Source organism: Pseudomonas sp. GW822-FHT06D10 (assembly GCF_058799535.1).
Genome location: NZ_JBXALN010000004.1, coordinates 322,865 through 340,832, shown reverse-complemented (window position 1 = coordinate 340,832; position 17,968 = coordinate 322,865). Strand labels below are relative to the sequence as shown.

The 17,968-nt window shown below is 64.3% G+C and carries 18 protein-coding genes; 9 read left to right on the top strand and 9 right to left on the bottom strand.

The genetic code is table 11. The features are described 5' to 3' along the window. Positions 1-55: 55 nt before the first annotated feature. Together AC1RL5_RS15320 and betA are read left to right on the top strand one after the other, a co-directional pair. Positions 56-1,624, top strand: coding sequence for a purine-cytosine permease family protein (locus AC1RL5_RS15320; RefSeq protein WP_492589644.1), 1,569 nt, complete (start codon positions 56-58; stop codon positions 1,622-1,624). A gap of 2 nt (positions 1,625-1,626) precedes the next feature. Further along, complete coding sequence (gene betA / locus AC1RL5_RS15315; RefSeq protein ID WP_065364709.1) at positions 1,627-3,318, top strand: choline dehydrogenase; 1,692 nt, start codon at positions 1,627-1,629, stop codon at positions 3,316-3,318. A 67-nt stretch (positions 3,319-3,385) separates the two neighbouring features. Here betA and AC1RL5_RS15310 read toward each other — a convergent pair whose 3' ends face one another. Then, positions 3,386-5,263, bottom strand: a complete 1,878-nt coding sequence (locus AC1RL5_RS15310; protein ID WP_492589642.1) for an amidohydrolase — start codon at positions 5,261-5,263, stop codon at positions 3,386-3,388. Positions 5,264-5,377: 114 nt separating this feature from the next. Between AC1RL5_RS15310 and AC1RL5_RS15305 the strand changes: the two genes are divergently transcribed. Both AC1RL5_RS15305 and AC1RL5_RS15300 read left to right on the top strand, forming a co-directional pair. Continuing rightward, positions 5,378-5,749 carry a hypothetical protein gene (locus tag AC1RL5_RS15305; protein WP_492589640.1) on the top strand — a complete coding sequence of 124 codons (372 nt, stop codon included), beginning with the start codon at positions 5,378-5,380 and terminating at the stop codon, positions 5,747-5,749. Between the two features lie 3 nt (positions 5,750-5,752). Beyond that, complete coding sequence (locus AC1RL5_RS15300; protein ID WP_047285867.1) at positions 5,753-5,935, top strand: DUF1289 domain-containing protein; 183 nt, start codon at positions 5,753-5,755, stop codon at positions 5,933-5,935. Between the two features lie 15 nt (positions 5,936-5,950). Here AC1RL5_RS15300 and AC1RL5_RS15295 read toward each other — a convergent pair whose 3' ends face one another. Then, a complete protein-coding gene (locus AC1RL5_RS15295; protein WP_103407806.1) occupies positions 5,951-6,592 on the bottom strand; it encodes a LysE family translocator in 642 nt (213 codons plus the stop codon). A gap of 246 nt (positions 6,593-6,838) precedes the next feature. Between AC1RL5_RS15295 and AC1RL5_RS15290 the strand changes: the two genes are divergently transcribed. Then, a complete protein-coding gene (locus AC1RL5_RS15290) occupies positions 6,839-7,513 on the top strand; it encodes an ATPase (protein WP_492589638.1) in 675 nt (224 codons plus the stop codon). Between the two features lie 89 nt (positions 7,514-7,602). Here AC1RL5_RS15290 and AC1RL5_RS15285 read toward each other — a convergent pair whose 3' ends face one another. The 5 genes from AC1RL5_RS15285 to AC1RL5_RS15265 form a co-directional block, all read right to left on the bottom strand. After that, the gene (locus AC1RL5_RS15285; RefSeq protein WP_493060563.1) at positions 7,603-7,821 is read right to left on the bottom strand and encodes a hypothetical protein; all 219 of its coding nucleotides are present in this window, start codon (positions 7,819-7,821) and stop codon (positions 7,603-7,605) included. 196 nt (positions 7,822-8,017) lie between these two features. After that, the gene (locus tag AC1RL5_RS15280; protein ID WP_042941187.1) at positions 8,018-9,070 is read right to left on the bottom strand and encodes an NAD(P)-dependent alcohol dehydrogenase; all 1,053 of its coding nucleotides are present in this window, start codon (positions 9,068-9,070) and stop codon (positions 8,018-8,020) included. Between the two features lie 213 nt (positions 9,071-9,283). Beyond that, entirely contained in the window at positions 9,284-10,129 is an 846-nt protein-coding gene (locus AC1RL5_RS15275; protein ID WP_492589690.1) for a CAP domain-containing protein, read from the bottom strand. A 100-nt stretch (positions 10,130-10,229) separates the two neighbouring features. Beyond that, positions 10,230-10,925, bottom strand: a complete 696-nt coding sequence (locus tag AC1RL5_RS15270) for a YwqG family protein (RefSeq protein ID WP_492589634.1) — start codon at positions 10,923-10,925, stop codon at positions 10,230-10,232. 84 nt (positions 10,926-11,009) lie between these two features. Further along, positions 11,010-11,969, bottom strand: a complete 960-nt coding sequence (locus AC1RL5_RS15265) for a GlxA family transcriptional regulator (protein ID WP_072452361.1) — start codon at positions 11,967-11,969, stop codon at positions 11,010-11,012. Between the two features lie 98 nt (positions 11,970-12,067). Here AC1RL5_RS15265 and AC1RL5_RS15260 point away from each other — a divergent pair, with 98 nt between their 5' ends. Continuing rightward, positions 12,068-12,523 carry a tautomerase family protein gene (locus AC1RL5_RS15260; RefSeq protein ID WP_176876718.1) on the top strand — a complete coding sequence of 152 codons (456 nt, stop codon included), beginning with the start codon at positions 12,068-12,070 and terminating at the stop codon, positions 12,521-12,523. 27 nt (positions 12,524-12,550) lie between these two features. Here AC1RL5_RS15260 and AC1RL5_RS15255 read toward each other — a convergent pair whose 3' ends face one another. Next, on the bottom strand, positions 12,551-13,045 hold the full coding sequence (locus AC1RL5_RS15255; protein WP_011060723.1) for a PaaI family thioesterase: 495 nt from the start codon (positions 13,043-13,045) through the stop codon (positions 12,551-12,553). A 104-nt stretch (positions 13,046-13,149) separates the two neighbouring features. Beyond that, positions 13,150-13,791 carry a hypothetical protein gene (locus AC1RL5_RS15250; protein WP_072452359.1) on the bottom strand — a complete coding sequence of 214 codons (642 nt, stop codon included), beginning with the start codon at positions 13,789-13,791 and terminating at the stop codon, positions 13,150-13,152. A 665-nt stretch (positions 13,792-14,456) separates the two neighbouring features. On the opposite strand from AC1RL5_RS15250, the gene mqo reads away from it, so the two are divergent. The 3 genes from mqo (at position 14,457) to AC1RL5_RS15235 (ending at position 17,922) form a co-directional block, all read left to right on the top strand. Further along, positions 14,457-16,094 carry a malate dehydrogenase (quinone) gene (gene mqo / locus AC1RL5_RS15245; RefSeq protein WP_011060725.1) on the top strand — a complete coding sequence of 546 codons (1,638 nt, stop codon included), beginning with the start codon at positions 14,457-14,459 and terminating at the stop codon, positions 16,092-16,094. Between the two features lie 255 nt (positions 16,095-16,349). After that, entirely contained in the window at positions 16,350-17,072 is a 723-nt protein-coding gene (locus AC1RL5_RS15240; protein WP_072452358.1) for a GNAT family N-acetyltransferase, read from the top strand. A 67-nt stretch (positions 17,073-17,139) separates the two neighbouring features. After that, positions 17,140-17,922: a DeoR/GlpR family DNA-binding transcription regulator gene (locus AC1RL5_RS15235; RefSeq protein WP_072452357.1), complete on the top strand. Its 783-nt coding sequence runs from the start codon at positions 17,140-17,142 to the stop codon at positions 17,920-17,922. Positions 17,923-17,968: the final 46 nt, after the last annotated feature.

Genomic DNA, 17,968 nt, shown 5'->3' with positions numbered 1-17,968 from the left:
ATCGAGTACCGCACCAGTGCCCCGTCATGATATCGACCAACAATAAGAGCCCATCATGAACACTAATGCCCAGCCTGCCCCGAGTGTCTCCAGTGCCGACAACGGCTCCGTTGTCGAAGTCCATTCGATCGATTACATCCCGGAAAACGAGCGCACCGACAAGCTCTCCAGCCAGGGGCCGTTCTGGTTTCTGGGCAACTTCACCTTCTTCACCATGACCATCGGCTTTGTCGGGCCCAGCGTCGGCCTCACGGCGTTCTGGACCACGGTGACCGGCACGCTGGGCATCATGTTCGGCACCTTGTTCATGGCCTTCCATGGTTCCCAGGGGCCGCACCTGGGCTTGCCGCAGATGATTCAGTCCCGGGCGCAGTTCGGCTATCGCGGGGTGGTCCTGGTGCTGCTGGCGACCCTGTTCGTGTTCGCCGGTTTCAACATCGTCAACCTGGTGCTGATGATGCAGGGGCTGGAGACGTTGTTCGGCTTCGATCCGCTGCTGGTGGCCCTGGCGGTGACCGTGCCGGGGGCGACCCTGGCGATTCTTGGCCACGACTGGATGCACCGCAGTTTCAAGTGGGCGCTGTACCTGTCGCTGCCGCTCTATGGCCTGGTGAGCCTGGCGGTACTGATGCACTGGGTGCCCGATGCCCAACCGCTGGCCGTGGCGGCAGGCGGCGTGGCTCCGCAGCCCCTGGGCTTCAACTGGTCCGGCGGCGTCGCCCAGTTCGCCGCCGCGGCCAGCTACAACATCGCCTATGCGCCTTATGTGTCCGACTACTCGCGCTACCTGCCCAAGCACACCCACAGCGGCAAACTGATCGCCGTGGTGTTCCTCGGGGCTTCGTTGTCCGGCGCCTGGATGATCGCCGTGGGCGGCTGGCTGGCCGACCACCTGCATTCCACCGATGTGCTGGTGGCACTGGGGCAGGTGGGCAACACCTTGTCACCGCTGGTGGGCACGGCGGTGGTGCTGGTGACCATCCTGGCGTTCCTGCCGGTGATCGCGATGAACATCTACAGCGCCAAGCTGACCACCCTGACCTGTGTCGATTCGATCATCAGCATCAAGCCGACGCGCAAGGCTCGGATCCTGGCGATTCTCTTCGTGATCCTGTTGCAACTGGGCGTGGCCCTGAGCATCCAGCGCTCGAACCAGGGGCTGTCGGTGCTGAGCATCTACCTGGTGGTGATGCTGTATTTCCTGGTGCCCTGGACTGCAGTCAACCTCACCGACTACTTCTTCGTGCGCAAGGGGCGCTACGCCATCACGCACTTCTTCATGCCCCGGGGCAACCTCTACGGCAGCTGGGGCCTGCGCGGGATCGTCGCCTACGCCATCGGCTTCGCGAGCATGATCCCCTTCTTCTACATCTACGACGGCGTGGAGCAGCGCGAGGTCTATGTCGGCCCGCTGGCCAGGGCCCTGGGCAGTATCGACGTTGCCTGGCTGGTGGGGCTGCTGGTGTCCGGGGTGGCCTACTACGGCCTGAGCCGTTCGCTGGACCTGGCGCACGAAGAGGCGGTGATCCTGCGCCTTGAGGACGCCGCGGGGGCGTGCGCCGAAGGGCTCGCGCAACCCCGCGAGGCGCTGCCGATTCTCAATCAATTGACGGTCGGGAGATGACCATGAGCAGGCAAACATTCGACTACATCATCATTGGTGCCGGATCGGCCGGCTGCGTGCTGGCCAACCGCTTGAGCGAGGACCCGGGCACCTCGGTGCTGGTCCTGGAGTTCGGTGGCAGCGACCGTAGCGTGCTGATCCAGATGCCCAGCGCCTTTTCCATGCCGATGAACACCAGCAAGTACAACTGGCGCTACCAGACCGAGCCTGAGCCCTACCTCGACGGCAGGCGTATCCATTGCCCGCGGGGCAAGGTACTGGGGGGCTCGTCCTCGATCAACGGCCTGGTCTACATCCGCGGCCACGCCCATGACTTCGATGAGTGGCAAGCCCTGGGGGCGCGGGACTGGGGCTATCGGCACTGCCTGCCGTATTTCAAGCGGGCGGAAGACTACGAGGCCGGCGGTGACAGCTACCGCGGGCAGGGCGGGCCGTTGCACACCAACAATGGCAACAACATGCACAACCCCCTGTACCGGGCCTGGATCGATGCCGGTGTCGAGGCGGGCTACATCAGGACCGAAGACTGCAACGGTTTCATGCAGGAGGGCTTCGGCGCCATGCACATGACGGTGAAGAACGGCGTGCGCTGCTCGACCGCCAATGCCTACCTGCGACCGGCCATGGGGCGCCCCAACCTGACGGTGCTGACTCAGGCGATGACGCGCCGAATCCTCTTCGAGGGCAAGCGCGCGGTGGGCGTCGCCTATGACCGTCAGGGGCAGGTCCATGAAGTGCGGTGCAACCGCGAGGTGCTGGTTGCCGCCGGCCCCATCGGTTCGCCGCACCTGCTGCAACGCTCCGGGGTCGGGCCGGCCGAGGTGTTGCGCAAAGCGTCGATCGAGCCTCGGCACGTGCTGCCGGGAGTGGGGGAAAACCTCCAGGATCACGCCGAGGTCTACATCCAGTTCGGCTGCAAGGAGCCGCTGACCCTCAACAGCAAGATGGACCCGCTGAGCAAGCTGCTGATCGGTCTGCGCTGGTTGCTGTTCAAGGACGGCCTGGGGGCCAGCAACCACTTCGAGGCCGGTGGCTTCATTCGTTCCGAGCAGGGCTTGGGTTGGCCGGATATCCAGTTTCACTTCCTGCCCGCGGCCATGCGCTATGACGGCAACAAACCCATCAAGGGGCATGGCTTCATGGTGCTCACGGGCCCCAACAAACCCAAGAGCCGCGGCCATGTGCGGGCCCGTTCCGGCGACCCGTACGAGCACCCGGAAATTCTCTTCAACTACCTGCAGCGCGAGGAGGATCGCGAGGGTTTCCGCCGTTGTGTGCGCCTGACCCGGGAAATCATCGGCCAGCCGGCGATGGACCGTTACCGCGACGGCGAGATTGCGCCGGGGCCGCAGGTCAACACGGATGCACAGATCGACGAGTTCGTGCGGGCGAACCTGGAGAGCACCTATCACCCCTGCGGCACCTGTCGCATGGGCGAGGACGAGATGGCCGTGGTGGATTCCGAACTGTGTGTCCACGGTCTTGAAGGCCTGCGAGTGATCGACTCGTCGGTGTTTCCCAGCGAGCCCAACGGCAACCTCAATGCGCCGACGATCATGCTCGCTGAGCGTGCCGCCGACCTGGTGCGCGGGCGTAAGCTGCTGGTGGCTGACGAGGTTGCGGTGGGGTTGGCCCCGGATTGGGAAAGTCGCCAGCGTCCGGGGTCGCCGGTACGCAAGGTGAGGGTTGAATGACCGCGAGGAGGAAAACCCTGCGCCGGCTGCCGTCTAGAGAACACGACAGCCGGCGTTGGGTTTTACCTTACTGGGCGGGCGCCAGCCGGTCGTAGATCACATCCAGGGCCGGGCCCAGGTCGCCGTCGCCCTGGGCCACGGCCTTGATGCCCTGGGGCACCGGCAATGACGGATCGCCATGCATCCCGAATGGCGGCGGCAAGCCTGCCACCTTTGCCGGACGCTCATAGATCACCCGGCCTTCCTTGACGGTCTTGAGCACTTGGATCTCGCTCAGGGTCTCGGGTTTGACGGTCAGCGGGTTGGCCGAGAGCACCGCGAAATCTGCCAGCTTGCCTGGGGTGATCGAGCCTTTGCGGTCTTCTTCGAAATGCTGGTAGGCCGACCACAGGGTCATGGCCTTCAGCGCCTGCAAGGGCGTCACCCGCTGGTCCGGGCCGAGTACGTAGCCGCTGCGGGTGGTGCGGTTGACCGTGGCTGCCAGCACTCGCATGGAGTCCGGCAGGGCCACCGGTGCATCGTGGTGGGTGGTGAATTTCATCCCGGCCTGGAGCACCCACTGGGTCGGCGAGATGTTTTCCGCGCGTTCGGGCCCCAGCACCGACTGGCGATGCCAGTCGCCCCAGTAGTAGGTGTGCATGGGGAACAGGGAAGGGAAGATCTTCAGTTGCTTGAGTTCGGCCACCTGGTCCTTGCGCAGGGTCTGGCCGTGGATCATTACCGGCCGCACATCGACCCCGGGGTAGGCCTGTTCCGCGGCACGCATGGAACCGAGCAACTGGTCGATGGCGCGGTCGCCGTTGGTGTGGGAAAGGATCTGCCAGCGGTTGGCCAGGGCCTCTTTATAGATGGCCAGGGCGTCGGCGTCCTTGACCACGCCGTAGCCGGCATAGCTGGCGTCCTGGCCCTGGGGCGGCTTGAAGTAGGGCTGGCTCAGCCAGGCCGTCTTGCCCTGGGGCGAACCGTCCAGGGTCAGCTTGACCCCACCGATGCGAAAGTGCTGGTTGTACACCACCGGCTGGTTGCTCGGGTGATACCAGGGGGCGACCATCAGTTGCTTGACGCCGGGGGTGAGGATATCCGGGTAGGAGACGATGTCCGCCAGCAACTTGCCATCGCCCGCGGCCTTGATCGCGGTCATGACCTGGTCCGGGGAAGAGCGGCCGTCCTGGATCGTGGTGTAGCCATAGCTGACATACAGCTTCTGCCCGGCGCTGAGCATGTCCACCGCCTGGTCGGCGGTGAGCTTGGGGAAGATCTTGATCAGGGCGTTGAAGAAGGCGTTTTCCTCCAGCACTCCGTTGGGCTCCTGGCTGCCGTCGACGCGGCGGATCACCCCGCCTTCCGGGTTGGGGGTCGACGCGTCGATCCCCGCCAGTTCCAGCGCCTTGCTGTTGAGCACCCCCAGATGCGAGGACTGGTGGACGATGGCGATGGGCAGGTCGCGGGTCACGGCGTCCAGGTCGGCCTTGGTGGGGTGGCGCTGTTCCTGCAGCTGGGAATCGTCATAGCCAAAGCCGAACAGCACGCCGAACTGCTTGGGGATCGGCGACTGCTGCTCAAAGCTGCGCAGGGTTTCCTGGAGCCCGGGGATGCTGTTGTTGGTTCCATCCGGTGGCGGCAGCAGGTTGGCGCTGGCAGCCTGGAAACCCACCATCGACACATGGCCGTGGGGGTCGACGAAGCCCGGTAGCAGGGTCGCGCCCTTGAGGTCGAGCATCTGCGTGGCCGGGCCCTTGTTCTTGAGTACGTGTTGTCGGTCACCCACGGTGAGGATCTTGCCGTCCTTCACCGCCACTGCCTGGGCCTTGGGGTGCTGGTCATCGATGGTGATGATCGGGCCGTTGAACCAGATGGCGTCGGCCACCGGCGGCGTGGCCGCCAGGGCACTGGCACTGGCGAGCTGGAGCGCTGCCACGAGCAGCGCGAAGGAGGTCTTTTGCATGTGCGTTCTTCCTTGAAGCGGGCAGGAGCGCACTAGCCTAGCCGCAAAGCGCCGCCGCGGGCGAGTGGCTTGAGGTATGGTGTGCGGCCTTTTAGTTGCGACTCAAGGCTTGTCATGCCATTCAACAAACGCCAGCAGGCGGCCACGGAGCGCCTGCTGGCCGCCACCCTGACCGAAGCCTGCGAAGCCGCCAAGGCCGAAATCGTCGGTTTTTCCTGGCTGACCCACGAAGTGGACTACGCCGCCTTTGCGGCGAGCCTGGTGGTGGTCTGGGTCTTCGACACCCAGGCCCACAAGGAGCACGCCCTGGCGGCCGGGCAGGGCGCGCGGATGCTCGAACTGACGGCCCGGGCCCTGGAAGAGGCCGATGTTCACCTCGACGCCCTGGAAACCCGTGTGTTCTTCGACAGCGAAGAGCAATGCCGGCGGATCAATGGTGGCGATTGGGCGCAACGCCTGAAGCGCCTGCGCCCGGGCCGGGGTTGAGCCATGGCCAAGGAAATCGACAACCCCTGCATCGCCCTGTGCCAGCTCAGTGGCGACCTGTGCCTGAGTTGCGGGCGCAGCAAGGACGACATCCGCAAATGGAAGCGCATGAAACGCCCGGAAAAAATGGCCGCCGTGCAGCGGGCCAGCATCCGGCTCAAGGCCTTGCAGAAAAAGAAGGGCTGAAATCCGCCAGGTTGCCTACACCGTTTGCCGGCGCATGGCCAGGATGGTGGTGCCGAAGAAGATAAAGGTGGAACCCACCACCCGGTTGACCCACTTGGACAGGGCCGGCCGGGTCAGCACGCCCTTGGCCCGGGAGGCCAGCACCGCATAGACGCTGAGGGAGGTCAACGACAGCGCCATGAAGATCAGGGTCAGGATGAAGAACTGCGGCAGCAGCGCGGCGTGCTGGTCGATGAACTGGGGGAACAGGGCGGTGAAGAAGATGGTCGCCTTGGGGTTGGTGGCGGCGGTCAGGAAGGCCGACTTGAACAGCTTCAGGCGCGGCGGCTTGTCGACCTTGGTGCTGTCTGCGCTGGCTTCGCTCAGCAGTTGGCTCTTGCTGAACAGCTGCTTGGCACCCAGGTAGAACAGGTAGCCGGCACCGACGATCTTCACCGCGTTGAAGATCCATTCGGAACTGGCAATCAGCGCCCCGAGGCCGAGCATGGCCGCGGCAGACATGCAGAACAGCCCGCTGACATTGCCCAACGATGACCAGATAGTGGACTTGGCGCCGTAGGCCACGCTGTTGTGCAGCGCCACCAGGGTAGCGGGGCCGGGGCTGGCGATGGCGATGGCTGCCACCAGGGTGTAGGTCAGTATCGAGTGAGCATCCATGGTCCGGACTCGTCTTGCAGAAAAAGGGGGCTTGATTCTATCGGGGCGAGGACGGGCTGTATGCCAGAAATTGACGGCTTTATCGAAGGGCGCGAGCGGCGCAGGCCAGCGCCTTCGAGGCGCATCGGTGCCCATTGTCAACCATTGCTGCAATCGATAGTTATCATCAAAAAGTGCAGGTTCCGTTTTTCCGGCAAAGGAGGAAGATAGCGCTTACACCGTGCTTGCTGCAGAAGGAAACACCCGATGAGAATCTCGACTCTAGTGACCCTTGTGGTGCTTTTGATCGCGGGAACCGGGGCTTCTGCGGCCACCCTCGCCACTGAAGACACCTCCTGCCACTTCCTGCCCATGGCCGACAGCAGCACCGACCTGCAGCACGCGCAGTCGGTAGGCGTGCTGTACAGCGAAAACACCATCAGCACTCTGCAATACCTGGAGCACTACCATGCGGTGGCGCTCAACGGGGCGAAGAATGCCGGCCTCGATCCGCGCATCAGCCAAGCCTTCGTCAACAGCTCGGACCCGAAACGGGCAATCGACTGGCTGATGGCTTCGCTGCAGAAGCATTTCGGTTCGGTGACCGTCTATGACAGCCTTGACGCGGTGGTCCAGGCCCACCCCGATGTGGTGGTGATGCTCGACACCTACAACCAGCTGGTGACCAAGGGCAACAGCAAGGTGGAAGCGCGGTTTATCGCCAAGTTCTATGACGCCAACCTGCAATACATCGGCCAGGCCGAAGGCATCCAGGCCAAGGTCCTGCCGTCGGTCTGGGTTCGGGGCAAGGCGGCGCCGGAGATCGCTGCGCAGATCAACCAGCAGACCGAGTTGCAGGTCGATGCCCTGAAGCAGTTCGACGCATCGCTCAAGGCCCTGGTGAGCCAGGGCGAAGCGGGGCAGATGGCGGCCAACAAATGATGAGTTGCAGGCAGGCCTGATGAAAAAAAGCCCCGAATGTTCGGGGCTTTTGCTTTGTGCCTGGCCGGGGGCAGCCTGTGGCGCGGCGCCTAGGCCGAGGTCAGCACCCCCGCGACCAGCAGCGCTATGCCCAGGTACCAGCCCCAGAGAAAGGGCCGGGCTTGCGGGTCTTTCCTGGCGTAGACGTACACATAGAAGGGAATGAACAGGCTGAGGATGGCATTGCCCAAAGAATTCTTCAGGGCCACGCAGAAAATCGCGAACTGCATCGCCACCGTAAGTGCCAGCCCTGACAGGATCAGGAACATAACCATTGAATCGTCTCGCTATCGAATGAAGGTCGGTCGCCCCCTCTGGTGCGTCGCGGCCCGGATGCGGGCAGCGGCGCGCCAGAGGGAGCGGTGTGACGGGTTATCGACACGGCGGTGCAAAGCAATAGGCAAGGGTGCCGTCATCGACCCTTCATTCACTTGCGAGCGTTTACTGCTGGTGCCAGGCCGGGTTTCAGGCGCCGCTGCCCAGGGACGCCATGTCGATCACGAAGCGGTAGCGCACATCGGCCCGTTCCATGCGTTCGAAAGCCTGGTTGATGTCCTGCATGGCGATCATTTCGCAGTCCGGGAGGATGTTCTTGCGCGCGCAGAAGTCGAGCATTTCCTGGGTCTGGGCAATGCCGCCGATGGGTGAGCCGGCCAGCCGGCGCCGTCCCAGGAGCATGGGCAGGGTCAGTTGTTCGTCGATCGGCCCGACCTGGCCGACGATCACCAGGGTGCAGTCGATGTCCAGCAGGGGCATGTAGGGCGAGACGTCGTGGCGCACTGGAATGGTGTCGATGATCAGGTCGAAGCTCGACTGGGCGCGGGCCATGGCCTGCGGGTCGCTGGACACCAGCAGTGCATCGGCGCCCAGGGCCAGGGCGTCGGCGCGCTTGTCGGCGCTGCGGCTCAGGACCGTGACCTTGGCTCCCATGCCCACCGCCAGCTTGACCGCCATGTGCCCCAGGCCACCGAGGCCGATGACCCCGACCCGGCTGCCGGGCCCGACATTCCAGGTGCGCAGCGGCGAATAGGTGGTGATGCCGGCGCACAGCAGCGGCGCGGCCTTGGCTAGGTCCAGGCCCTCGGGCACCCGCAGGACGAATTCTTCGCGCACCACCAGGTGCTTGGAGTAGCCGCCGTAGGTCACCTCGCGGGTGATGCGGTCCAGGCCGTTGTAGGTCTGGGTATTGTGCTCGCGGCACATCTGTTCTTCGCCCTTGCGGCACTGGTCGCACACCTGGCAGGAGTCCACCATGCAGCCGACGGCGACGCTGTCGCCGACCTTGTACTGCTTGACCTCGGGGCCGACGGCGGTGACCCGGCCGACGATCTCGTGGCCCGGGACCATGGGGTAGCGGCTGGCGCCCCAGTCGTTGCGCGCCTGGTGCAGGTCGGAGTGGCAGACCCCGCAATAGAGGATTTCCATCGCCACATCGTTGGCGCGCAGGGCGCGACGCTGGAAGGTGAAAGGCGCCAGGGGAACCCCGGCGGACTGCGCTGCGTAACCGAAGGTTTGCATGATCAGCGTTCCTGTGTGAGGGAGAGCGAATGATCCGAAGGCAGGGCTACAAGCATAGAAGCCCCGGGCGCACCGTGAGGACGGCCGACCGATGGTTGTGCGGGCCAACCGGCCGCGCACCGCGCAGGCCGGGGCGAGTGAGTGTCGCTCCTTCGTTGTCCTGGGGCCCCGGTTGCTGCTTCAGGGCGTGGCAGCCACGCCCAGGCACTGGGCTCAGGGCGCGCCGAACATCGCGGTCCAGTAAATGCCGGCATCGCTTTTCGGGTCCACCGCGTAGGCCGCGCCCAGCTCGCTGTAGGCCGGGTTCATCAGGTTGGCGCAATGCCCGGGGCTGGCCAGCCAGCCGTCCACCACCTTGCGCACCGTGTCCTGGCCGGCGGCGATATTCTCGCCCACCTGCTGGCCGGCATAGCCTGCCAGTTCCGCACGGTCACCCGGGGTTCGGCCGTCATGGTCCTTGTGGTCGAAGTAGTTCTGGTTGGCCATGGCCCGGCTGTGTTCCTCGGCGGTGGTTCCCAGGGTGGCGTTCCAGGCCAGGGGCGCGGTGGCGGCAAAACCCTGGCCACCGCATTGCCGGGGCTGGCCGCGGGCGCTGTTGATCTGCGCGAGCAGTTGCTGGCCCTCGGCCTGCCAGTCCCCCAGGCGCGCGGACAGCAGCGGTCGCGCGAGCACGATGCGCCACTGGTTGGCCTGGCGATTGACACCGATATCGACGAACTGCGGGTCCAGCACCACCTGGCAGAAGCTCTCGCGCACCGCCTGCATCGCCGCCTGGGCATCCCGGGGGCCGGAGAGGCTGATGGCCTGCACGTTGACCATGGGGTAGGCCGCCCGGGCGAGGGCCTGTTGCAGGTCACCGACGTTGTCCACCGGCAGGATCAGGCGCGGATCGCTGGCCAGCGGCGGCAGCTCCGAGGAGGCCTGGTTGGCGCAGCGTTGCGGCTGGCTGCGGTAGGCGTTGATCGATTCGATAAGTTGCGACTGGTCGTCGGCGACGGCGCCGGTGGCCGCCAGCAAGCCCAGGGCCAGGGCTGCGGCGGGCAAGAACAGTGAGCGCATGGGCATGCAAGTCTCCCGGGAAATGGACAGCGCCCATGATGCACCCGGCGCCGGGGCATTTCATCCGCCGGTGGATGAAATCGGTGTTAGCCGCTGCGCCTCAATGGAAGTCGTAGTACAGCGCCCAGTCGCCGCTGGCGGGGTGTTTCCAGAACATCAGGCTGCCGCTGTGCACCACGTTGAGGTTGATCTTGGCGTCGGAGGAAATCTGCATCACGAATTCGAAACCGTCCCCGACATCGACTCCCGACTGGCAGAACGAGGGGTAGCCCCCGAGCTTGTGCTGGTAGCAATGGTTCACCAGGTCGTAGTAGCACTCGATCTGCCCGGAGTTTTCCAGTTCGAGGATTTCCCGCTCCAGGTCCTCCGGCACGCCACCGCCGTCCCACAGCGGAAAGTCCGCGGGCACTGCCTCGGGCTTGAGCGGGAAGGGCTTGAGAAAGGCCCCGGGGGCAGTCAGGTCCTTGCGCACCAGCACATCCTCGGCACGGTATTCGCGGATCAGCCAGCGCTCGCCCATGGGTTCCAGGGGCTCGGGAAAGGGGTTGGCGACGAACACCGTGAGCACCCGCACGCCTTCCAGCAGCGGGCTGTGGAAGGGCAGCGCCGGCAGATAGAGCTGGGCGAAAGGCAGCAGGGTTTCCCCGGCGCTGTTGCGCGGCAGCTCTTCATCCTCGCGAAACAGAAAGACCCGGCCCAGCCAGCTTTCCTCGTCGCTGCCGGAGGGGCGAAAACCGCCGGGAATCAATTGCAGCGCCGGCTTGGCCAGGCGACGCTGGATTTCCTGAATGTCCATGGTCAGGGTGGGTGTCCTGTTCGAAAGGGAGGGAGCGGAGCGGCAATGTATCAAAAGTCCTCTTGCCTGGGGACCGTGGTGGGCTCAACGCAATTGCCTTGGAGTGGCGTTGAGCAACTTGCGCATCAGCCGGCGCAGGGCCGTGGCGTCCTGGTATCCCACCTGTTCGGCCACGCGCTCCACCGAATATTTGCTGCTTTGCAACAGAGCCCTCGCCCGGTTCAGCTGCACATTCTGGATCAGGCGCAAGCTGCTGTGGCCGGTGACCTTGCGTATCTGGCGACCCAGGGTCCGTTCGGACATGCTGAACTGTGCAGCCAGTTCGCCGACGCTGGGCAGGTTTGGCAAGCCGGCTTCGATATGGGCGGTAAGCCGGCTGATCAGGGTGTTGCCCTGGGCCATCATTGCCGGTACCCGAAACGGCGCCTGCAATTGCCGCCGATCAATCAGCAGCGTCTGCCCCACCGCGTCTGCCAAGCTCGTGCCGAAACGGCTGCGCAGCAGATGCAGCATCAAATCCGATTGGCCAAATGCTGCTCCGGCGGTGGTTAGCGGAGGGTCGACCACAACCATCTGGTCCGGATCCACCTTGGTGTCGACGGCCCACTCTTGCAGCAGTGGCGCCAACCACCAGGAGGTCGTAACCCGGCGCCCGGGCAGGAGCCCGGCGGCCTGCAACAGGAAAACGGCGGAACAGGATGCCGCTACTTCGCCTCCGAGTTCCAGATGATCGCGCAATGCATCCAGCAACGGGGCAATGTCTGCTTGCAGCAGGCGCTGGGCGATGGCCTCGGGGGTGTCGATGCCCAGCCCCGGCACTATCCAGCAGGACCGATCATCGCCCCTGGCATCCAGGGCCTCGACCTCGAGCAGCAGGCCCTGGCCCAGGGCTACCTGGCCAGCCTGCAAGGCACAAACCCGCCAGCGCGGAGCCCCGAGCCCCAGGCGTGGGGCCAGCAGCGCGGCGCTGGAAAGCATGTCCAGGGTCAGGGCGACGCTGGAGGCAAAGGAACCGGGTAGGAGCAAGACGGTGAAATCGTTCATTGGCGGATTATGCATGAAAGATGTCGAATCGGTCGCTGTTGGCCAGGGATGAGCACAGGCTCAATAGCCGCTCCTTTTCTGTGTAAGTGGTGATGCCGATGCCTAATATTCTGATCAAGATCCCCCAGGGCGCTTTCGATGCCCGGCAGCGTGCCAAGGTCCTGCAAGAGGTTACCCAAGTGGCCCTGACGGTGGAGCAAATAGGTGATGACCCCCGTCAGCGGGCGTTGTGCTGGGTACTGCTGGAAGAGCTGGCGCCGGGCTTCTGGAGTTGTGGCGGTGCCGACTCCAGTGCCCAGGCGGTTCCTTGCATGGTCCGGGTCAAGGTCCCGGCGGGCGTGCTCGATGCTGCCCAGCGCCAGGCCTATGTCGAGGGCTTGCATCAGGCGCTGGCCGCCTGTCTGGCAGAGGACGATCCGCGAATGCTGATGACCTCGATCCTGCTGGATGACGTGGCTGATGGCACCTGGGGGGCCAACGGTTCGTTGTGGCGGCTGGCGGATTTTGCCCGAGCGGCGGGCTATCGGCACCTGCCCCACCTGCATGGGCGATAGTTCCGACCGCCTTCCCAGGCCCCCGGCTCAGGCGTCTCTACCGTGAGCCGCTGCCGCGAGCTGGCTGGTATCGACCCGCACGAAGACCGAATCGCCAATGGCGGTCAGCACATCGCCGGCATACACCTCGCAGATCACCTGGCTCTTGCGGCCTACTTCACCCTCGACCCTGGCACGCAGGGTCAGGGGCACGCCCATGGGGGTGGGCTTGATGAACTTGATGCCCAGGTTGCCGGTGACGCAGTCGATGCGTGGCAGGCTGCCGGGCTCGCGCTGTTCGTTGCGGTAGTGGTAGGCCATGGCGGTCCAGTTGGAGTGGCAGTCCACCAGCATGGCGATCAGGCCGCCGTAGACCAGGTCCGGCCAGCCGCAGTACTTGGCGTCGGGCAGGTGCTCGGCCACCACGTGCACACCGTCCTCGTGCCAGTGGCTCTTGATGTGCAGGCCGTGATGGTTGCTGCTGCCGCAGCCGAAGCACACGCCTTCGGGGGCGGTGGTGTCTTGCAGTGAGGTCGGGTGCATGGTCGTTCCTTGTTGTTCTTGGGGGCGCGGCGCCGGGTGCTTTCCCGGCGTTGCAGCGCAGCATCCTATCCAATTTGCCTGAACGATCGAAGGCCGGATTGCAGCTAGCTGGGGTAGTGCATGGTCAGCACGGCCCAGCGCAGGTTCTCGACCCCGGGTACTTCGCCAATATCGCGGGAGGCGTGTTCGACCCAGCCGGTGTATTCCTCGACCGCTTTCAGATGCTTTGTCCATTTATCCTCTGTGAAGCCGACGCCGAAGATGATCACGCTGCCGCTGGCGACCTTTTCTTCCTTGGCCTTCAGGCGTGTCATGTACCAGTAGTCGTCCGATGCCGAGACGAACAACTTGCCTTGGTTGGCGTTGGCAAAGGGCGCCTTGAGTTCGATGAAGTGGAAGCGCCGCTTGTCTGCATCGCGGATCCACAGGTCACATTGCTTATGGTGAATGTCCATGTCGGACCAGCGCTGGTCCAGGGCGACCTTGTATTCCACGCCAACGTCGCCGAGCCAGCCGTCGCGTGGCCCGGCCAACCCCCGGTGCTGGATCAGCCAGAAATAGAATTCGAACTTCAGCCAGCCCTCGAAACCATTGCCGAGCACGCTGAGGGCCGAGGGAAGGTGCGGGCGCTCCTGTTCCCAGGACTTCAGGAACGCGCGGAACTCTGTTGCAACACTGTCGATACCTTGCATGGCCGTCCTTTGCAGTAAATGGGTGAAGGTGGTGTTGTGGCGCGGTGCCATCATGCATCAAGGTCGCCTCTTGGCGAAGGCGCATTTGCCGCTGTGAATGAGGGGCGGCCAGCGTCGTTGTGACGCATTGATTGCGGCAGGTGTCGTACAGCGTCGAGGTTTTCCCGGGCGGGCGGCTCGTGGCTCCGGCCAAGACAGGCTGATGCCGTAATGATATTCTTGCGCTGAATCGGTTCATCGTTTGTGCAGAAATACCTTACCCGTGCTTAGCTTCAAGTGGCCTGTTCGGGTCCCTTGCAAGGCTGTGGGAGTGTCTGCACGACCCCGCCGAATGTAATGTCAGGCAGTGTTCGTTTACCTCTTTGGTTGAACCCGACCCCTAATTTCCTGTTGGCCCCCGCAGTTGCGGGCGTCATTCTTGTTCGTCCGGCAGTTTGCGGCGCGCAAGGTCGGGCAGGGGGAAACTGCCTGTTGGTTGCGTCCCGTGACGTGCCCTGAGAAACACTGTCACTCAAGTAGCTGAAGCCAAGAACGACAAGAAGTCAGCGCCGGAGCGATATAAAACTGAGGTCGAGCCTGTCTCGTCGGCCTTGTGTGCCCACCCTCCAGTTCTTTTGAATGTGTTGGTCCAGGACCTGCGAAATGACTGTTTCGCAATCACCGGAGTACGCAGGATCGAGGATGGGGCGGCGGATGGCGTTCTATCGTAGGTACTCAGAATGTTTAAGAAAGTGAACACGGCCCTGATCGGGCTGGCGATGTCGATAGGCCTCACGACCGCGCACGCGGCTGAGCCGAAGAAAGTGGATGTGCTGCTGATCGGTGGCGGCATCATGAGTTCGACCCTCGGGGTCTGGCTCAATGAGCTGCAGCCGGATTGGTCGATGGAGATGGTCGAGCGCCTGGACGGCGTCGCAGAAGAAAGCTCCAACGGCTGGAACAACGCCGGTACCGGCCACTCCGCTTTGGCCGAGCTGAACTACACGCCGGAAGGCAAGGACGGCAAGATCGAGATCGCCAAGGCCATCGAGATCAACGAAGCGTTCCAGATTTCCCGGCAGTTCTGGTCCTGGCAGGTCAAGAACGGCGTCCTGAAGAACCCGCGTTCGTTCATCAACTCCACCCCGCACATGAGCTTTGTCTGGGGCGATGACAACATCAAGTTCCTCAAGGCCCGCTACGAGGCCCTGCAGGCCAGCCCGCTGTTCAGCGGCATGCAGTACTCCGAAGACGCCGAGCAGATCAAGAAGTGGGTTCCACTGATGATGGAAGGTCGTGACCCGGCGCAGAAGATCGCTGCGACCTGGACCCCGATCGGCACCGACGTCAACTTCGGCGAGATCACTCGCCAGTTCGTTGCCCACCTGCAGGCTCAGCCCAACTTCGCGCTGAAACTGTCCAGCGAAGTGCAGGAAATCGAGCGCAATAAAGACGGCTCGTGGCGCGTGACCTACAAGAACCTCAAGGACGGTTCGAAAACCGAGACCGACGCCAAGTTCGTGTTCATCGGCGCCGGCGGCGGTGCCCTGCACCTGCTGCAGAAGTCGGGCATTCCTGAAGCCAACGAATACGCCGGCTTCCCGGTGGGTGGCTCGTTCCTGGTGACCGACAACGCCAGCGTGGCCGAGCAGCACCTGGCCAAGGCCTACGGCAAGGCTTCGGTCGGCGCGCCACCGATGTCGGTTCCGCACCTGGACACTCGTGTGCTGGACGGCAAGCGGGTGATCCTGTTTGGCCCATTCGCTACCTTCTCCACCAAGTTCCTCAAGGAAGGTTCGTACTTCGACCTGCTGACCAGCACCACCACCCACAACTTCTGGCCGATGACCAAGGTGGGCATCGAGCAGTACCCGCTGGTGGAATACCTGGCCGGCCAGCTGATGCTGTCGGATGACGACCGCTTCGCCGCGCTGAAGGAATACTTCCCCAACGCCAAGCAGGAAGACTGGCGCCTGTGGCAGGCCGGCCAGCGCGTGCAGATCATCAAGCGTGACGAAGAGAAGGGCGGCGTGCTGAAACTGGGCACCGAGATCGTGGCCTCCGAAGACGGCAGCATCGCCGGCCTGCTGGGCGCGTCCCCAGGTGCTTCGACCGCCGCGCCGATCATGCTCAGCGTGCTGCAGAAAGTCTTCAAGGACCAGGTCGCGACCCCGGCCTGGCAGGAGAAGCTCAAGCAGATCGTGCCGAGCTACGGTACGGCCCTGAACGACAGCCCTGAGCGTGTGGCCAAAGAATGGGCCTACACCGCTGAAGTGCTGCAACTGACCCCGCCACCGCCGGTCAAGGGCGCGGCGCCTCAGGCTCCGGCCAGCCTGGCCAAGCCAGAGAGCAACCCAGCGGCCGACATGGCGCTGTAAGCCCTCGGCCCCGCCCGCGTTCGTCGGGCGGGGCACCGCGGATGCGCCGGTGCATCCGCATCCTGTGCCGGTTGCGGCCATGGCCCCGCCATAGCCGCAGCCCGCCAGTCTCTTGCTCCCGATCCCATTCGCGCTCTTTCGCCGATGCACGCGCCCGATGCGCTGCCCGGTTGTGCGCCTGTGTCACCCGCGCCGGGTTATCATGGCGCGCCCGCCGTAGCCGGGCATGCCCCAACCCTCGGAGTCACCGCCTCGATGTCCAGCATCACCCTGTTCCAAGCCCCGCCGCCCGAAGCCATCCAGAGCCAGATCCAGCAGATGGTGGTGGACTACATCACCGATGTCAGCGCGGTGGCCATCGCCCCGAGCAACCCGCTGTACAACCTGTACCAGTACGGCGTCGGCTATGAGGTGCACCTGTACCTGCAGGCCATGGACGGTTCCCGGGGGATTGCGGTGGAGCTGGTGGTGGCCACCGATCCGCAGGCCCCGGACCAGGTGCTGGGTTTCACCCTGTACCTGCCGGTCAAGGACGATCCCCAGGCCTGCGCCGTGGCGTACATGGCGGTGCTGCAAGGCCACCGGCGCCAGGGCATTGCCCGGCAGATGCTGCAAGCCATGCTGGCGCGTTACCCCCATGCGGAACTTGCCTGCAACATGGCCAAGGTGGGGTGTTTCGAGGCCCTGGGCTTCCAGCTGCTGGGCGCCCGCGGCCCGCAGGTGCTGATGAACACCCGGGACCATGGCAGCGACGGCCTGCTGGCGGTGCTGGATGTGGCGCCGATCTACCAGTCGGTGGAAGTGCGGCAGATCCACACCTACCTGCTGGCCCAGCACGGGCGCAAGGCCATGCTGGAAGCGGAGAAAAAGCGCGACCGGCAGCTGGACCAGATGACCCGCCAGGCCCAGGCGCTGGTGCGCGAGCGCCTCGGGGAAGCGGCCTTGTACCGCTCACGGGCGCCGCAGCTGATCAACTGATCGGGTTGCTTGTTTTTGCCCGAGTGTCTGTGTAGCTTGGCGAAAACACGCAATAACGGGCATAAACATGCAAAGTCAACACCCGCCAGCCGAGCTGCCATCCTTGCGTCGGCAAAAAATCCTTCTGCTGCTGGAGCGCGACGGCAAGGTCATGGCCGCCGAACTGAGCCGGCATTTCGCGGTGTCCGAAGACACCATCCGTCGCGACCTGGCGGAGCTGGATGCCGTCGGCCTGGTGCAGCGGGTCCATGGTGGCGCGCTGCCGCGGCCCAAGGACAGCGGCAAGGACTACTTCACCCGAGTCGGCGAAACCAGTGAGGCGAAACTGCGCCTGGCGCAATATGCCGTGCAATGGGTGCAGGACGGCCAGACGGTGCTGTTCGATTCCGGCTCCACCACCCTGCACATCGCCCAGTCGCTGCCGGCGGGCATCAGCCTGACCGCGGTCACCGCCTCGCCGATGATTGCCGTGGCCCTGGCCGAGCACCCCAAGGTCAGGGTGATTCTCGCCGGTGGCCAGCTCAACCCGGCAACCCTGTCCGCCAGCGGCCATGAAGCACTGCGCATGATCCAGGGGATCAAGGCCGACCTGATGTTCACCGGGGTCTGCGCGATCCACCCGGAGATCGGCATCAGCTCCCTGCATTTCGACGAGGTGCCGATCAAGCAGGCAATGTTCGACAGTGCCAGCGAGGTCATCGCGGTGACCACCGCCGACAAGCTCGGCGCCATGGAACCCTTCGTCGTGGTGCCATGCAACCGCTTGCACCGGCTGGTGACCGAGCAGGAGGCGCCGGGTGTGGACATCGAAGGTTATCGGCAGTTGGGGATCGAGGTGCTGCAGGTCTGATCCGGCAGCGACCCCCGTTCCGGCGCCGTTTGCAGTAGATGGGGCA

Bases quoted from the DNA above. Each gene is read 5' to 3' on its own strand.
- AC1RL5_RS15320 (WP_492589644.1), top strand. From the start codon at position 56: ATGAACACTAATGCCCAGCCTGCCCCGAGTGTCTCCAGTGCCGACAAC.
- betA (WP_065364709.1), top strand. From the start codon at position 1,627: ATGAGCAGGCAAACATTCGACTACATCATCATTGGTGCCGGATCGGCC.
- AC1RL5_RS15310 (WP_492589642.1), bottom strand. From the start codon at position 5,263: ATGCAAAAGACCTCCTTCGCGCTGCTCGTGGCAGCGCTCCAGCTCGCC.
- AC1RL5_RS15305 (WP_492589640.1), top strand. From the start codon at position 5,378: ATGCCATTCAACAAACGCCAGCAGGCGGCCACGGAGCGCCTGCTGGCC.
- AC1RL5_RS15300 (WP_047285867.1), top strand. From the start codon at position 5,753: ATGGCCAAGGAAATCGACAACCCCTGCATCGCCCTGTGCCAGCTCAGT.
- AC1RL5_RS15295 (WP_103407806.1), bottom strand. From the start codon at position 6,592: ATGGATGCTCACTCGATACTGACCTACACCCTGGTGGCAGCCATCGCC.
- AC1RL5_RS15290 (WP_492589638.1), top strand. From the start codon at position 6,839: ATGAGAATCTCGACTCTAGTGACCCTTGTGGTGCTTTTGATCGCGGGA.
- AC1RL5_RS15285 (WP_493060563.1), bottom strand. From the start codon at position 7,821: ATGTTCCTGATCCTGTCAGGGCTGGCACTTACGGTGGCGATGCAGTTC.
- AC1RL5_RS15280 (WP_042941187.1), bottom strand. From the start codon at position 9,070: ATGCAAACCTTCGGTTACGCAGCGCAGTCCGCCGGGGTTCCCCTGGCG.
- AC1RL5_RS15275 (WP_492589690.1), bottom strand. From the start codon at position 10,129: ATGCGCTCACTGTTCTTGCCCGCCGCAGCCCTGGCCCTGGGCTTGCTG.
- AC1RL5_RS15270 (WP_492589634.1), bottom strand. From the start codon at position 10,925: ATGGACATTCAGGAAATCCAGCGTCGCCTGGCCAAGCCGGCGCTGCAA.
- AC1RL5_RS15265 (WP_072452361.1), bottom strand. From the start codon at position 11,969: ATGAACGATTTCACCGTCTTGCTCCTACCCGGTTCCTTTGCCTCCAGC.
- AC1RL5_RS15260 (WP_176876718.1), top strand. From the start codon at position 12,068: ATGCCTAATATTCTGATCAAGATCCCCCAGGGCGCTTTCGATGCCCGG.
- AC1RL5_RS15255 (WP_011060723.1), bottom strand. From the start codon at position 13,045: ATGCACCCGACCTCACTGCAAGACACCACCGCCCCCGAAGGCGTGTGC.
- AC1RL5_RS15250 (WP_072452359.1), bottom strand. From the start codon at position 13,791: ATGATGGCACCGCGCCACAACACCACCTTCACCCATTTACTGCAAAGG.
- mqo (WP_011060725.1), top strand. From the start codon at position 14,457: ATGTTTAAGAAAGTGAACACGGCCCTGATCGGGCTGGCGATGTCGATA.
- AC1RL5_RS15240 (WP_072452358.1), top strand. From the start codon at position 16,350: ATGTCCAGCATCACCCTGTTCCAAGCCCCGCCGCCCGAAGCCATCCAG.
- AC1RL5_RS15235 (WP_072452357.1), top strand. From the start codon at position 17,140: ATGCAAAGTCAACACCCGCCAGCCGAGCTGCCATCCTTGCGTCGGCAA.